18 protein-coding genes and 3 pseudogenes are annotated in these 15,334 nt (G+C 37.1%); 11 read left to right on the top strand and 10 right to left on the bottom strand.

What is annotated here, in order from left to right; all coding sequences use genetic code 11:
• Window positions 1-4: 4 nt before the first annotated feature.
• Window positions 5-82, top strand: a pseudogene (locus AC3ISB_RS09095) (hypothetical protein); the annotation flags it as partial.
• 259 nt (window positions 83-341) lie between these two features.
• On the opposite strand, the gene AC3ISB_RS09100 reads toward AC3ISB_RS09095, so the two are convergent.
• The 4 genes from AC3ISB_RS09100 to AC3ISB_RS09115 form a co-directional block, all read right to left on the bottom strand.
• Entirely contained in the window at window positions 342-755 is a 414-nt protein-coding gene (locus AC3ISB_RS09100; protein WP_286178885.1) for an S-Ena type endospore appendage, read from the bottom strand.
• A 64-nt stretch (window positions 756-819) separates the two neighbouring features.
• Window positions 820-1,158 carry an S-Ena type endospore appendage gene (locus tag AC3ISB_RS09105; protein WP_489276123.1) on the bottom strand — a complete coding sequence of 113 codons (339 nt, stop codon included), beginning with the start codon at window positions 1,156-1,158 and terminating at the stop codon, window positions 820-822.
• 300 nt (window positions 1,159-1,458) lie between these two features.
• A complete protein-coding gene (locus AC3ISB_RS09110; RefSeq protein WP_489276125.1) occupies window positions 1,459-1,833 on the bottom strand; it encodes an S-Ena type endospore appendage in 375 nt (124 codons plus the stop codon).
• Between the two features lie 478 nt (window positions 1,834-2,311).
• Window positions 2,312-2,686, bottom strand: coding sequence for a CotD family spore coat protein (locus tag AC3ISB_RS09115; protein ID WP_489276887.1), 375 nt, complete (start codon window positions 2,684-2,686; stop codon window positions 2,312-2,314).
• A 22-nt stretch (window positions 2,687-2,708) separates the two neighbouring features.
• Between AC3ISB_RS09115 and AC3ISB_RS09120 the strand changes: the two are divergent.
• The 4 genes and pseudogenes from AC3ISB_RS09120 to AC3ISB_RS09135 form a co-directional block, all read left to right on the top strand.
• Window positions 2,709-2,942: pseudogene (locus AC3ISB_RS09120) on the top strand (holin); the annotation flags it as partial.
• A 56-nt stretch (window positions 2,943-2,998) separates the two neighbouring features.
• Window positions 2,999-3,331, top strand: coding sequence for a M15 family metallopeptidase (locus tag AC3ISB_RS09125; protein WP_489276127.1), 333 nt, complete (start codon window positions 2,999-3,001; stop codon window positions 3,329-3,331).
• Window positions 3,318-3,881, top strand: coding sequence for a peptidoglycan-binding domain-containing protein (locus AC3ISB_RS09130; RefSeq protein WP_489276129.1), 564 nt, complete (start codon window positions 3,318-3,320; stop codon window positions 3,879-3,881). The genes AC3ISB_RS09125 and AC3ISB_RS09130 overlap by 14 nt, the downstream gene beginning before the upstream one ends.
• A gap of 112 nt (window positions 3,882-3,993) precedes the next feature.
• Window positions 3,994-4,575 carry a cupin domain-containing protein gene (locus tag AC3ISB_RS09135; protein WP_489276130.1) on the top strand — a complete coding sequence of 194 codons (582 nt, stop codon included), beginning with the start codon at window positions 3,994-3,996 and terminating at the stop codon, window positions 4,573-4,575.
• Between the two features lie 233 nt (window positions 4,576-4,808).
• Here AC3ISB_RS09135 and AC3ISB_RS09140 read toward each other — a convergent pair whose 3' ends face one another.
• Window positions 4,809-5,084, bottom strand: a complete 276-nt coding sequence (locus AC3ISB_RS09140) for an HIRAN domain-containing protein (protein ID WP_430100444.1) — start codon at window positions 5,082-5,084, stop codon at window positions 4,809-4,811.
• Window positions 5,085-5,373: 289 nt separating this feature from the next.
• Here AC3ISB_RS09140 and AC3ISB_RS09145 point away from each other — a divergent pair, with 289 nt between their 5' ends.
• Window positions 5,374-5,787, top strand: a complete 414-nt coding sequence (locus AC3ISB_RS09145; RefSeq protein WP_141995134.1) for a hypothetical protein — start codon at window positions 5,374-5,376, stop codon at window positions 5,785-5,787.
• 6 nt (window positions 5,788-5,793) lie between these two features.
• A complete protein-coding gene (locus AC3ISB_RS09150; RefSeq protein WP_141995133.1) occupies window positions 5,794-6,309 on the top strand; it encodes a hypothetical protein in 516 nt (171 codons plus the stop codon).
• 343 nt (window positions 6,310-6,652) lie between these two features.
• Here the strand turns inward: AC3ISB_RS09150 and AC3ISB_RS09155 are convergent, their stop codons facing one another.
• From AC3ISB_RS09155 to AC3ISB_RS09175, 5 genes are all read right to left on the bottom strand, one after another.
• A complete protein-coding gene (locus AC3ISB_RS09155; protein WP_489276131.1) occupies window positions 6,653-7,000 on the bottom strand; it encodes a hypothetical protein in 348 nt (115 codons plus the stop codon).
• Between the two features lie 243 nt (window positions 7,001-7,243).
• Entirely contained in the window at window positions 7,244-7,552 is a 309-nt protein-coding gene (locus tag AC3ISB_RS09160; protein WP_489276133.1) for a hypothetical protein, read from the bottom strand.
• Between the two features lie 833 nt (window positions 7,553-8,385).
• A complete protein-coding gene (locus AC3ISB_RS09165; protein WP_098372720.1) occupies window positions 8,386-8,796 on the bottom strand; it encodes a cupin domain-containing protein in 411 nt (136 codons plus the stop codon).
• 193 nt (window positions 8,797-8,989) lie between these two features.
• On the bottom strand, window positions 8,990-9,697 hold the full coding sequence (locus AC3ISB_RS09170; protein ID WP_141995129.1) for an SDR family NAD(P)-dependent oxidoreductase: 708 nt from the start codon (window positions 9,695-9,697) through the stop codon (window positions 8,990-8,992).
• A gap of 394 nt (window positions 9,698-10,091) precedes the next feature.
• On the bottom strand, window positions 10,092-10,502 hold the full coding sequence (locus tag AC3ISB_RS09175) for a MerR family transcriptional regulator (RefSeq protein ID WP_489276134.1): 411 nt from the start codon (window positions 10,500-10,502) through the stop codon (window positions 10,092-10,094).
• 341 nt (window positions 10,503-10,843) lie between these two features.
• On the opposite strand from AC3ISB_RS09175, the gene AC3ISB_RS09180 reads away from it, so the two are divergent.
• From AC3ISB_RS09180 to AC3ISB_RS09195, 4 genes and pseudogenes are all read left to right on the top strand, one after another.
• Window positions 10,844-11,884: an NAD(P)-dependent alcohol dehydrogenase gene (locus AC3ISB_RS09180; protein ID WP_489276136.1), complete on the top strand. Its 1,041-nt coding sequence runs from the start codon at window positions 10,844-10,846 to the stop codon at window positions 11,882-11,884.
• A 291-nt stretch (window positions 11,885-12,175) separates the two neighbouring features.
• Window positions 12,176-13,129, top strand: a complete 954-nt coding sequence (locus AC3ISB_RS09185; RefSeq protein ID WP_489276138.1) for an alpha/beta hydrolase — start codon at window positions 12,176-12,178, stop codon at window positions 13,127-13,129.
• A 296-nt stretch (window positions 13,130-13,425) separates the two neighbouring features.
• Window positions 13,426-14,634, top strand: coding sequence for a multidrug effflux MFS transporter (locus tag AC3ISB_RS09190; protein ID WP_141995126.1), 1,209 nt, complete (start codon window positions 13,426-13,428; stop codon window positions 14,632-14,634).
• A gap of 187 nt (window positions 14,635-14,821) precedes the next feature.
• Window positions 14,822-14,929 (top strand): annotated as a pseudogene (locus AC3ISB_RS09195) (aldo/keto reductase); the annotation flags it as partial.
• Window positions 14,930-15,334: the final 405 nt, after the last annotated feature.

Raw genomic sequence — 15,334 nt, forward strand, 5'->3', positions numbered from 1 at the left:
TTGACACTATATTAAAGGTAAGAGCATGTTCCGTACACAAGTTCACCCATGGGAACGCGAACAATATATGTCAATGTATTAATCTTTAAAACCCTTGGCACCTTTGGTGTCAGGGTTTTTTTTATTTCAGGCAAATATAGGTTAAACAAATTTATGCTATGACTCTTGATAAACGAACAAAAGCATGTTTTGAGAAAAGATTGATTATTTTTGTGTTCCTTCATCAGCTCTAATAAATCATATTTGCACCAGAACCCATTTGTTAGTGAGGATATAGCATTTTTAGTAGGTTGATTAACTAATTATGAGTCTGCATTTCCTAGGGCAGCACTTAAAGTGTTTTAAGCTAGAATACGCTTGTATAGCGTCAGACTGTATGTCCCACTTGTTCCTGCGGGCATTTGAATAACAAAAGAAGTCGGATTTTTCACAGTTTTACCAATCGTATTTCCTGGTGGTACTGGCCCGATCGTAGTTGTAACAGGAGCCGTTGATGAATTGACTGTACCTGTTACAGTTGTAACGCTTGCAGCAGAATTAAAAATCTCAAAAGTCCCTTCAATGTAAGTACCAACGGGAGCAGTAAATACCGTCTCATCTACTACTCCAATTGTTGGACCATTAAAATTGCCGCAAATGCTTTCTTGAAATATCTGAGCAGGAGGACAACAAGAGTCATAAAAACACATTGTATATTTCTCCTTTCGAATGATTTTTTCCAGATATGTTTTATCTGTTCGATACTTGATCTTCATTCCTCTAATAGAGTATGAAGTCCGTTTTAAAAGATATAGAGTAATAAATTCCTTTATAACTTTATTACGCTAGAACACGCTTATACAAATTGATACAATATGACCCATTATCTCCAGTACCTGCTGTAATAGTAAAACTAGTAGGTTGATTAACTGATTGTGAGTCAGTATTTCCTGGAGCAGCACTTAAAGCTATCGCTGGAGTTGATGTCCCTGTAGCCGTTACTGTAGCAGTACTAGAAGCTGAGTTGAAAATTTCAAAAGTTCCTGAAGAATAAGCGCCTGCTGGAGCAGACCATATTTCCACACCCGCTAAAGGGCCGTTAAAATTACCACAAATTTTTTCTTGAAACACCTGTGCAGGAGGGCAGCAACCTCCGTTAATTCCATTTGAACCACACATTATGAATTCCTCCTATTTACTATTAAACAGCTTGTATTAGCCATTCAATATTATAGAATGTAAATTTTGCAATTTTGCAACTGACATGAGTGTAATATTTGCTAAATTATTTTTATTTCGTTAATAGAAATAGAAAAGGTGGAAGGCAATTTCCCTTAAATATGTGGAATACTTATGAAGGATAAAGAAGTGAATATAACTCCTTTAGGATTTAAAATAGTTTGATCACTTGTAGAAAAGTTTACGTTTCAGTAACTATTTTTGTATTTTACAATGGCTGGGTTCCTGGTTGCATTTTTCTTATTTATCTTTTTTTTGTTTACGTTTGTCATCGCAAATAACAGGAAAGCATACTTCCAAAAAATATTTCCCCTCAGTTCTCCCTGTGTCTATCCCAAATACGATAATCGATTCGGCAGCATCTACTGTTGCTGAAAGCGTATTGCCAGAAGGAACGGAGAATTCAACTGGACTTTCATCATTTCGATTCACGAGAACCCGAACCGATGCAGTGCTCATAGCACTATTGAATACAGAGATTGTTACGGTAGCGTCCATCGAAATTCTCGCTTTCCAAATTTTCAGACTCGGAACCTGATCGGTCAATAACAGATTACCACATGTGCTATTGCATACAATTGGTCCTGACATTTCTGTAGGTATATTTACTTTCACTTTGATTTTTTTCTCGACTATGCATTTGCATTTTTTGTGCCCACAAACTCTACATTTTTCATGCTTGCATCTGCATTTAGTGTGCTTGCAATCTGAACATTTTTTTTGTTTACTCAAATTACTTCCACCCCCTAATTCAAGTTACTATATTTCTATTAATATGCTGTACAAGTTGCCTGTACTTATAACTTGAACAAGGGTTTTATGATTAAAAATGGGACTACTTTTGGTGTATTTATGGGAATCACGTTAGTTAAACAGGAAGGTTTTCCATTGTCAGGAACCGCGGTTTCTATACCGATAAAAATAACCGTTTCTATAGTTGTATTTTCTAAATCATCCCTAACTTGAAGATATGTAAATTCATCCCCGGTGAAATATCGTGAAACTTTAAGAAATGAACTATTTCCGCAAAAAAAATGAACAATAGAACAACCTACTATGTAGATAAGGGCAAATAAGCCCTTAAAAGTACTAATTAATATCCAAAATACCTGGGAGGGCAGCATGGATTGTGCGGTGGCTTTCCACAAATCAGGTGTTGTGTATAACATTCGTTCACCACGGATTGAGTGTGAGGAAAGTAATGCTTATACGTGTTTACATGTTTATTGACAGTTGTAGTATGTGATGGATGAACGACAGGAATTACTGTGCTCGATACGTTCGTATTAATATATTGCTGTGTTGGAGAGACTTGCGCTGGAGCAACTTGAGTAGGAAATGTTTGCGCGGGGCAATGTTGTACTGGAGACGTAGGCATTGGACTAAAGGCTCCCATAACGCGGCTTTTGAATATATACCGAAAATCATAAATTCTTTTGGGGGATAAAATTATGGAAAACGAAGGCATGTAATTAGTATTATTATTTGCGACTCTTTTGGCTCCAGTTGTAGCAGCAATAGTCCAGGTTGTTAAACTGACCGTTACTTTACCAAACAACAAATTACCAATTTTAAGTTTGGTGATTGGTGTGGGAGTAGGTTCAGTGGCGTCTCCATTCACTGATATGGATTTAACTTTAAGGTTATGGCCCGGTGCATTTGTTGGCCTTAGTGGGACCGGATTTTATGAGTTAGTTACCAAAAGAGAAGGAACTTCAAAATAAGCTGCCCATTGGGTGGCTTTTTCTTATTAATTTCAATTAAAAGGAGACGATGAAAAATGACTGTAGCATTGCAAACTTTATTAGATCGTTCAATTAAAAATATGGGTTCTGGTATGAATTCAGTGGTGAAAGCATCAACCTTAGAAATGATTAAGCGTGCCTATAAAGAAGGTATTTACGCACAAATCAGCGCTGGTTATCGCTCCATGGAAGAACAGGCGGCTTTATTTGGCCAAGGTCGTTTTTATAGCTACAAAGGTAAAAATTATAGCAATCTAGCCAAGCCAAAGGTGACAAACGCTAAGCCAGGACAATCATTCCATAACTTTGGAGTAGCAATTGACTTTTTTCTTGTCAGTGAGGACGTAAAAACCATTGTGGGCTATTAACTCTAAATGGAAACGAGTAGCTGTTATTGGTAAAGAATTAGGGTTTAAATGGGGTGGAGATTGGACAGGTTTTAAAGATTATCCTCACTTGGAAATGACGGGTGGATTATCCTATTCACAGAAGAATGCAGGCAAAAAACCTAGTCTTTCTTTGAAATTCAAGATAGAAAACGTAACCGTTATTACTGTACCTCCTAAGACTGAAGTGGCTTCAAAGGTTAGTGAAGAGCCTTCCAAGAACAAATGGGATAACACTATTTTTTCTATTCAAAAAACGTTAAACAGCCGTTATAAAGCTGGTCTTGTTGTGGATGGTAAATGGGGGGCTAAAACTAAGGCTGCCATTGTCACTGTCCAAAAAGGTGCAAAAGGGAATCTTACATGGATCCTACAGTCTGCACTTTATTTGGAAGGATTTAACCCTGGCTCATTTGATTCTATATTCGGAAAAGGTACTGAATCAGCATTATCTAAATTCCAGAAAGCTAAAAAGATAACTGCAGATAAGAAGGCAGGTAAAGCAACTTTCACTAAATTGCTTGCTGCATAATAAAAAGCCTTTACTCGCTTTGAGTAGGGCTTTTTATTTATAGCTCTGTTTAAAGTACATTCACTTAACAGGTGCATATGATAATGTTATAAACTGTGAAGGGTTGAGAAAAATGTACTATGTTCCTTATATCCATACCTATCAATATCAAAATCCTTATTATGTTAATGTACCAATGTATAACTATGTAAGAAATCCTGATTATTGGAGTGTTAATAATGCTAACCAATTGGGTTTTTTACAATCATCTAACGGAAGAAATAATATTGAGGTAAAAGATTATGGACCAAAACCATTTGTAGTGAATATCAATGAAGCTACGAAACAAAACACTACCTACCGTACCGCTTTATGGGCAGGAAAACATTTGCAAGTTACACTGATGAGTCTTAAAGTTGGTGAAGATATTGGTTTAGAAATTCACCCTAACGTTGACCAATTTTTACGTATTGAACAAGGTCAGGGGGTTGTTCAAATGGGTAATAGACAGGATAACTTAAACTTTGTAAGAAACGTTTATGATGATTATGCAATAATGATACCTGCTGGCACATGGCATAATGTAACCAATACAGGTAATATTCCTCTAAAACTTTATTCGATATATGCACCTCCTAACCATCCATTTGGCACTGTTCATGTTACCAAAGCAGATGCATTGGCTTCGGAAGAAGGGCATCGGATATGGCAATAGATTAATCCTAAAAAAATACCCTTCTCCTTAACTTTGAGTATATTCTTCAGTGATATCATTAGTGTAATCGTTAAGGATTAATAAAAGTCCTTTTCGAATCGAGTGGGGCTCAATTTTTTTATAGAGAGAGTTTAGGTTAATTAGAAAATGAATGGAAAAAGTATAATTATGGTGCAGACTACACATGGTACCTCCATCATAAAAAGTCCTTCTCTTAGTGAGAGGGGCTTTTCTTATTGAACCTTATTTATTTTAATCCTAATTTGTGACCATTCATCAGGGGAGGGGGTTTCAATATCTAACCTTGAAATTTTAGCATCATAAGGTGCATTGCTATCAATCATTTTACAAAATTCTTTTGAATAATACTTAGGAACATACCATAATTTCATGACTTTAAATAACACTTCTACTGCGTATTCGTCATATATATTTTCTTCATCTTTTTTTAGTTCAATTGAATCACCTATTTTTAACAGGTTTTTGACAATCTCCAGATAAGAAAGCAGGAAAAGCTACTTTCACTGAATTGCTTGCTGGATAATTGACTATCCTTCTCCTTAATCGGGAAGGAGTCTTTCTCTGTCCTTTATAATGCCAGTATACCGACTGTATCAAAGACCGCTAAGTGTTTTAGTATATCACGTCAAAAAAGCCTTATTTCATCACTATTAGTAAAAAAATCAGACCTTTTATTTTTTGATTATAATCTTCTCTAATGAACCTTTTTATTTCCTTTTACATACATTATCTAAGCAAACAGCCCAAAGTCTTTCGGTAAGTCCAGGAGGGATTCGTATGAGAAAAAATTTCAAGCAATACGGTCAAACTCTCCATTTGGTTGGAGGGAACTTAGTATATATTTCTAATATGATTTATCCTATTTATTCAAATGGAACTATTTCTAATTATCAACAATACTGTTTGGATATAAAAAATGCAATAAGTGTTAGTCAAAGCAGTATACAATCTCTTGAGACAATTTCTCCTCCGTATATTTTAGAAACGGAACATGGATTATTGATCAAAGCATTTAAAGATATATTAATTTGTCTAAACAGTTTAATACTAAGAATTAAAAGTGTAACACCCGCAGAAATAAAAGAAGCTGATATTATGAATGAAATTTCTATATTAAAAGTGATTCAAAAGGAATTAACTGAAACTACACTGGGTTTGATTGAAAAGCTAAATTCACAAACAAGAAGGTGAGATGTTTTGAACCAAGGACCTGATGAAAATAATATATTGTATTCCTTACCTACTAATACTGCGGATAAGATTGATTTTTTTGGTGAAATGATTGTAAACATAGGGAATCTTATCACTGTTATCGGGATTGCTGTAGAGGCCCAAGAAGTTGAAGAGGTTGAAGAAGTTGAAGAGGGAGTAGGAGTAGGAGAAGGAGAAGGAGCTACTAAGAATCCAAATACCACCAATTCAGGATCAGATTCTAATGCAGGCTTTATATTATCATTGATTGGGGCCATATTGGTGACTATTGGAGACATGGTATCTACAGGATCTACTGCACTGGCAATTGAACAAACAGCTTTATTAGAGAAAAAAGCAGAACAAGAAGCAAAGGAACAAAGTAGAAAAATTAAAAAAATGGAAAAACAAATAGATTCATTACATCAGGATATGAAATCTTTATTTTTTATTACCGAATCTCTAAAAAGAGAAGTGATCTTCTTACAAAATTTTATTTATCCCCATTTTCACCAACAGTGAATTTTGCAGTTATTAATATTAAATTCAATAGGTCGGAGGCAATAATATATAAATAACGATATTTCCTAGATTGAAGAAGCAAAAAACACCTTAATAGGAAGGTTGTTTACACTAGGAAGCTCTGTTTTATTTCTTATTGGTTCATTTATTGCAGTGGTAGTAGCCTTTCAAGCATATAATAAACTTATCCATATTTAATAAATGTTTTATGATGTATAATTTCACAATTAACTAGTAAGAATTGGCGCATTGCTAATGTTTATGCAAACATAAATCCCGGTTTTTAAATAAGAATATCTTTACAATTTACATTCGTTTTGCCCTTAGTCACTAACTTTTTTTCTCAATAAGTGTAGTATGAATAAAAATCTGGATATGGAGCATATCCGGGGTATCCATATTCACCGTATCCACCATAAAAGGGCTCTGAAAGAAATGCTCCACCAGCAAGCCCACCTGCGAAAGGAAATCCATAGCTAATACCAATACCACCATAATCTCCAATGGGACCAACACTACCAATGGGTCCAACACCACCAATGGGTCCAACACCACCAATGGGACCAACATGTCCAACACCACCAATGTGTCCAACACCACCAATGTGTCCAACCCCTCCAATGGGACCAATACCACCTACAGTAATTCTCCTTAAATCAACTATATTTATACCTGCATTTAATTCACACATTTCAAGTAACCCCTCCTCTATTTTTTAATTTGATTTAGAGTATGCAAAGATAAGGAAGAAGTTTAGGTTATTACCTAGGAATATCAACATTTTTTATGTTTTATATTTCCTGTTATGAACCACATTTACCACATTTACAATACCCCTCTCTATGTGAGAAGGGCTTTTAAAGTAGATTATCTTTACAAGTCCATATTCGCTCTTGTTCTTAGTCACTAACTTTTTTTCTCAATAAGAGTAGTATTAAGTGTAGTATAAATATGAGTCTGGATATGGTGCATAACCTGGATATCCATATCCATATCCATCATATCCATATCCATCATATCCATAATATCCTCCATAGCCGCCATAAAAAGGTCCTGCAAGCAAAGCTCCAGCAGCAAGACCACCTAAAAAAGGAAATCCAAACCCAAAAGGCCTTCCAAACCCAAAAGGTCTCCCAAACCCAAAAGGCCTTCCAAAACCTCCAAAGTGACCTCCACCACCAAAACCAATACGTCTTCTTAAATCGTTTAAATTTATATCTTCATCTGTGTATATATCATGCATTTTTTGCGATTCCTCCTCTATTCTTTATTGATTTAGAGTATGCAAAGAAAAGGAGGATGTTTAGGTTCATACCTAGGAATATGTACTGGGAAACTTCTACTCTGTAAAAATCTCGTTCCTTTTGAATGTAAGTAAACCTTGATGTTTATGTTCATTGTTTTTCCTCACAATTAATAACTAATTGCTTTAATTTCTGCGTGATCTATTTCCTTAATCATATTACTCGGGAATGAAGGAACTCCTAGGCCAATGCTACTCTATTGCCAGATTGAACAGTAGTGGAGTCGTCAGAGATGCGTATTAATGCACCTGAAAATTTATTATCTTCTGCTGCAACCTGAATATCAGTCGCATCCATATCACCTTTGTTGTGAATAAATCCGGTTACATTAACGCTTCCACCCCAAAAAGTAAATCATAGTGATAAAGAATTTTAATGTAATATTTGGAAATTATATGATTTAAGGTCATGATAAAAAGAGGAACTTATGGATAAAGGAGGAATTTGTGTGTATCGTAATATAATGATTTTCTTTTCCCTGTATTATATGGATTCCTTTATTCTCCAATTTATAAACGTAAAAACCCCCTTTTTTATAACCAGCAGTCTTTTGGTGAGCAATAGCAACTTTAGTTATTTTAATTAGTTATCTTATATATTTTTATACGATTAAAACTGTTCAACGTTTAATGAAGAAACTTGAAGACCTTGGCATGATCCGCCAAGTACCCATGAAGAGAAAAAAGAACAGCCAACGCCATCATTATCAGCCTGTGAAAGATAAAATGTCCGGCAAGGACCCTGTGAAAGGGTCCAAGAAGTGTCCGGCCAATTATTTTAATCTGTTATATTCCTCATCTGTTACTGGTTCCAACCATTCCGGCGTACCTGCAGTAATTGCAATGTGTTCAAACCAGCTGTCTTTTGTAGCACCATGCCAGTGTTTTACACCATCATGGGTGACAATAACATCACCGGCTTTTAAGAATTGAGCAGGTTTTCCTTCTTCTTGATACCAACCTTCGCCACCAGTTACTAATAAAAGTTGAAACCCATTACGATGAATATGCCAGTTATTTCTACATCCTGGTTCAAAGGTTACATTCCCAACACCTACATTTACTTTAGGATCTGCAATTAATGTCTTAAGATAACTTTGTCCGACAAAAAATTGAGCATATGCTTCATTTTTTTCACCCACTGGGAAAATAACGCCATTTTTTACTTCTTCATGTTTTGCCATTTTACTGCCTCCAATAACTTCATTTTTTTATTAACCAACTTGAACAGTTGGTCAAATTATCATTTCATTAATGACTACATCAGATAGTTGCTAAATAGGAAAGGCAATTGCACCAGCAATGCGGTCGGCATATTGCGGATGGTTTCATCCAACACACCTAAACACTGAATATTCTATTTCTTAGACTGTTTTGTTACCAATCAATTAGTTTTCCGCCTCTGAAAAATTTTCCGCTTGGTCCTTCAGATCCAATTGTTGTTAACCATAAGAATGACTCAGCTGCTTGCTTAGGTGTCGTTGGAGCAGATGGTCCACCCATCTCTGAGCTTACCCATCCTGGATCGACAGCGTTTATTTTAATATCACCTTTGACTTCTCCAGCAAGCAATTGTGTCAATCCGTTTAAGGCAAGCTTAGACAACTTATATGCTCCTACTCCTGGATATGACAATTGGCTCATCCCGCCATATTCTGAGGAAACATTAATAATTCTGCCATAGCCTTGTTTTTCCATGAGGGGAATAAAGGAACGGATTACATGGTAAACTCCAAAGAAATTGGTTTCCATTGTTTTCTCCAGAATGGAAGGGTCCATAGCCACTAACTTTTTATCCTCATCCAAATACACGCCTGCATTATTAATCAATACATCTAATCTTCCATATCGCTCATTTACAGTGATCGCGGCCTGAAGAATGCTTTCTTGATTGTTTACATCCATTACCAGAAATGATACGTCTAAATCTGACTTCTTAAGTTTTTTGGCAATTTTATGACCTATTATTGGATCTCGACTTGTCAAGATGACCTTAAAACCTTCCAAAGCCAATTGTTTGACCAGCTCATATCCAATTCCTCGATTACCGCCAGTGACAAGTGCAACTTTTGTATCCTTTGACATTTTCCAATATCCTCCTTTTTCGCCCGCTAATCATAGGCAAGAGTAGATTATTGCACAATCTAGAAAAATGAAGGAATCAGCCCTATTCCCCGAATAGCTTCTGTTAGAATCAAGAATTTCCATTTATCACACGACGTAGTAATGATAATTAGTTACATGACTAAGCATAAGCGTTAGAGTAGACTCTAATTCAAGAGGGAATTTTATAAATAATAATTAATTTTTTTTATTGGCTTATTGTTAACTTTAGATTAAGCCACTTTGTATCGTTGGATGAAGTGGGAGTAGAGAACATGCAGTGGTTTTGGAAATGCATTGCTTTATTGGCACAGTGAATATCACAAATAGAGCAACCTATCCTACAAATTAGGTTTGAAGGATAGGTTGCTCTATATTAATTAAAATTCCCAATTTTATCGTTTTTATGAATATCTTCCGTTCCAGCCTCCAAGGCAGTTTTATAATAGTTACATTTAAGATTTATTAGTTTCATAGTCTTGTTCATTTCTTCCAACTGTGCTTCTACAGCAGCTTTACGTTCTAAGAACATGTCATATCTTTGCTGTATGGTGGAATCCCCATCAGTACACCAATCAATGAAATTTTTAATTTCTTTAATAGGCATCCCGGTGGATTTAAGACATTCAATGATTTTTAAAGCATTAATATCGGATTCTTTAAACAGTCGTGTTCCGTTAGGTGTTCGTTCTACAAAAGGCAAAAGTCCCTCCTTGTCGTAGTAACGTAAGGTATATGTTGTAAGGTTCAATTCTTTTGCAACTTCACTAATAGAATATTTGTTCATTGTTTTCACTCCTATTCTCCTCAAGCATAAATTTCGAGTTAACTCTAAGACGTGAAGCGATTTTATCATGGGTATTGCTGAGTGTCAAAATCACTTTTAAAAAATGGAGATATAACTCATAAATGTGTTATTGTCCTATGTTACTAGCTGAATTGTCACCTAAACGAATGAGAAAAAATATAAAAAAATGACTTGACTTAGAGTTAACTATAAGGAATAACATTGATTTGCAAGAGAAAAGAGGAGGGGGAGTAATGAAGGAATGAGAGCTTTCAAACCTAATTTTCTCCTCTAGTTACAAAGTATTCTCTTGAAAAATATATTTAATTGGAGGGTTTTAAATGGTAACGGCTAAAGCAAGAGCTGTCGACGGTCCTGACAGACATTTTCGAGCAGCAGAAATTAAAAGACGTGATCTAGATTTACATGATGTTTTAATTGAGATTAAATTTGCAGGCATATGTCACTCAGACATCCATGCTGCTCACGGCGAATGGGGTCCCGTTAACTATCCACTTGTACCAGGACACGAGATTGCGGGAATTGTTACCGATGTTGGAGCCGAGGTAACAAAGTATAAAGTCGGTGACCGAGTAGGAGTCGGATGTATGGTTGACTCCTGTGGAAAATGTGAGAACTGCCTTAAAGGGGAAGAACAATACTGCCTTAAAGGACATGTTCCAACTTACGCTGGTGTCGACAAATATGGTGAGCCTACACAAGGTGGTTATTCTACACATATCGTCGTAACCGAGGGCTTTGTTGTAAGAATTCCTGATAACATTGAACTTGACGCCGCTGCACCATTACTTTGCGCAGGCATTACAACCTACTCACCATTAAACCATTGGGGAGCTGGTCCAGGCAAGAAAGTAGCGGTTGTTGGTTTGGGAGGTCTTGGCCATATGGCAGTCAAGATTGCACATGCTATGGGTGCAAATGTGACCGTTCTATCACAAACATTGAATAAAAAAGAGGACGGCTTGCAGTTTGGCGCAGACAACTACTATGCTACTAGCGACCGAGATACATTTGAGAAGCTTGCAGGTTCTTTTGATTTAATCATCAACACAGTAAGTGCAAAGATTGATCTTGATGCGTATTTCTCCTTACTCACCCTTGATGGCACTATGGTGAACGTCGGTGCTCCTGGAGAGCCATTGTCCCTAAACGTGATATCCCTTATCGGTCATCGTCGTTCATTTGCAGGTTCCGCGATTGGAGGCATACGTGAAACTCAGGAAATGTTGGATTTCTGTGCCAAACATAATATTGTTCCTAAGATTGAAGTAATCTCTGCTGATCAAATTGATGAAGCATATGAGCGTGTCTTAGCATCAGATGTAAAGTATCGATTTGTTATTGACACTAGTACAATCTAAGTTGCTAAATTACGATCTAAACTGCCTGTAAGACAGCGAAAGAACAATAATTGCACAGCTATAGGTGGATTATATAAAAAATAGATAATCAATACTGCTTATCAAGCGAACTTTATAGTTAACATGGGGCTAATAATCAGCATATATATCCTGAAAATTAACTAGTTCTACATTAGGAAGGTGAAAAAATACTCAGTAAGAGGGGTTATTCCACTATTGAAATAGCTGGGTTTTAAGTCATAGGTGTTTGTGGTATCTCTAAAAAATATTGAAGAAAAATGGGTGAAAAAAATGTCAAAGACAGATAACTATATTTTTGATTTAAGTAATAAAGTTACAAGAAAGTCTGTTTCATACAAAAATAGGTTTGGAATCGAAATTGCAGCAGATTTTTACATGCTAAAAGATTTTGATGAGACAAAGAAACACGCAGGGATTATTATAGGCGCGCCTTATGGTGGTGTAAAAGAGCAAGGTTCTGGTATTTATGCTCAAAACATGGCTGAGCGTGGTTTTGTAGCTCTTACATTTGACCCCTCATACAACGGATACAGTGGTGGTGAACCACGACACATTTCTTCTCCAGATTTATTCGTAGAAGATTTCAGTGCAGCCGTTGATTATTTAGGTACACGTCCATTTGTAGATAAGAATCAAATTGGTGCAATAGGTATGTGTGGTAGCGGTGGTTTTGCGATCAGTGCAGCACAGGTAGATAGACGCATCAAGGCAATAGCCACGGTCAGCATGTATGATATATCCCGTGTAACAGCCAACGGCTGGAAGGATTCATTTACTGAAGAAGATCGCAACAGTATACTGGATGCAATTGCCGGGCAACGTTACGTGGATTTTGAGGCAGGCCAGCCAACGCTCGCCCAGCGAGGAGCACCTATTGGATTTGACGAAAATACAGACCCTATTGGTCGCGAGTTTGGCGAGTTCTATTCTACGCCACGTGGGTATCACCCGAACTCAATTACTCAATTTACCGTAACAAGCAGCATGTCATTTATGAACTTCCCTCTGCTTACACACATCAAATCGATTTCGCCGCGCCCAATTTTGTTTATCATAGGCGAGCACGCTCACTCACGATACTTTAGTGAAGATGCGTACGAATTGGCTGAAGAACCAAAAGAGCTGTACATCGTCCCAAATGCAGGGCATGTTGATTTGTACGACAAGACAGATTTCATTCCTTTCGACAGGTTGGAATCATTCTTTACCGAGAATTTGAAGTAATGAGCATAAACAAACGGGGGCATTGAACCAGATGGATTATGCCCCTGTTTGGTTTTTCCTGGCACTAAAATCAGTTGAATTTACGTATATTTCTTCACAAAGTTAAAGAAGAAAGCCGATCTTCTTATTGGAACCTTGTAATTGCACAATTTCATAATAGCAAATAGTTTCGGACTTCTTAAGTTAGGTAATATTAATGGGCAATAACCGTTAAATTGCTGTTATTATTGCAGCTTCCTCATTTAGCAGTATACCCCGTGTCAAACAAAATAGAATGCCAAAGGAGCTGTGTATAAATGGATTATAAGACTTCTAACAATTCTTTTAGAACTGCCTTGTTGTTAGCAATATTTTCAGCACTAGGTCCATTTACCGTTGATATGTATCTCTCATCGCTGCCCCAAATGATGAATGATTTTAATACAACGGCATCTTTCATTCAAGCGAGCTTAACTGCCAGTTTGTTAGGGTTAGGTCTGGGGCAGCTCGTTGCAGGTCCTTTAAGCGATGTTCATGGCAGGCGTAAGCCTTTGCTGATTTCGATGCTGCTCTATTTTATTATTTCTATAGTATGTGCATTTTCGCCAAGCATCGGTATATTTATTGTTTTACGCTTCATTCAAGGATTTGTTGCTTCCGCAGGGCTTGTTATTTCTCGCGCGATTGTTCGTGATCGCTACAGTGGACTAGAAATGGTCAAATTCATGGCACTGTTGACGATGATTAGTAATGTCGCTCCATTGATTTCCCCTACTGCTGGAAGCGCGGTGACTACGTTCACTTCATGGATCGGTGTGTTTATTTTTCTAGGTTTTTTAGGGCTTTTTTTAACAGGCATATCCATATGGGGAATAAAAGAAAGCTTGCCTGTTGAGCAGCGTGTTCCCAGCAATTTTAGGCAAGTATTAAGAAACTACGGTTCCTTGCTTCGAGATCGGAGCTTTATGGGGTATGCGCTTGTCAATGGCATATTGTTCTCTGGTGTGTTCGCCTATGTTGCCGGCACTCCATTTATTTATCAAAATATGTATGGCATATCGCCTCAACTGTTTTCGGTTCTTTTTGCCTTAAATGGGCTTGGGATTATTCTGGGATCACAGCTTGTCAAACGACTGGCAGGGCAGATGGACGAACACCGTATTTTTCGGAATGGACTGCTGTTAGCTTTCATCACTACCACTGCGATCTTGTTTGTCGTGCTAGTTCACGGACCTTTTGTTGCGTTGTTCATTGCAATCTTCTTATTCGCAGCAGCTATTGGAATGATTGGACCGGTTTCATTTACACTGGCAATGAAATCACAAGGGCATATTGCCGGGAGTGCGGCAGCCATATTAGGCTCTCTTCAATTTGCGTTAGGGGCTGTCACTTCCCCTTTAGTAGGTATCGCAGGAGAAAATTCTGCCGTACCCTTCGGAATAACAATTTTTATGACAAGTATTCTGGCTGTTATCTCCTACGTTATCTTGGTGAGAAGGTCATCAACAGCTTCACAATACATGTAACTTTCAAACTTCCATTCTGTTTTATTAGGGGGACAATCAAGAGGAAAAAGGTTTACTTATGTTCCCCTATGCCGTCTGCACATTGAAAAGGGGGATACTTACCAAAGTCTTCTAATACAATCGTTTCACAAAATAAAAAATAGGAGGAAATAGCATGCAATAGGTTACACTGAACAATGGTGTTGAGATGCCGATACTTGGATTTGGGGTTTATCAAATTGATGATCAAGAAGTTTGCGAAGAATCAGTTTATAACGCCCTGATGGAAGGTTACCGCTTGATTGATACTGCTGCTGTTTCCACAAGAAGCGATGAGGGCGTATGGGGATAACCGTACAGCTGAAATAGCCATTTCAGGTGGAAATATAACCGTATCCACGCAGTTTTATTAAGTACCCGCCCAAAACAAAAATATCTTGTTTGGTTTGGAAACAGGGGATGGCCTTTCGTCCGTTGGGAGTGATGATGTACCTCCATATGTCGCAGCTGTATTTACCAAGACATTTGAGGACGGCTCAAGATAATGGGTGGGACTTACAAAAGGAATGTTTATGCGTTCCAAAATTTCAGGAAAAACCAAAGAAGAAAACAAGGAATTTGATAATGAAGAAGTAACAGGGGAATTTATGGAACGTTATGTGGAAGGGGTAAAATCTGAAAAATCTGTTCTGTTCGGAGCGGACAAAAAAGGGGAAATAAA

The sequence above is a fragment of the Peribacillus sp. GL_122 genome, from assembly GCF_057835005.1.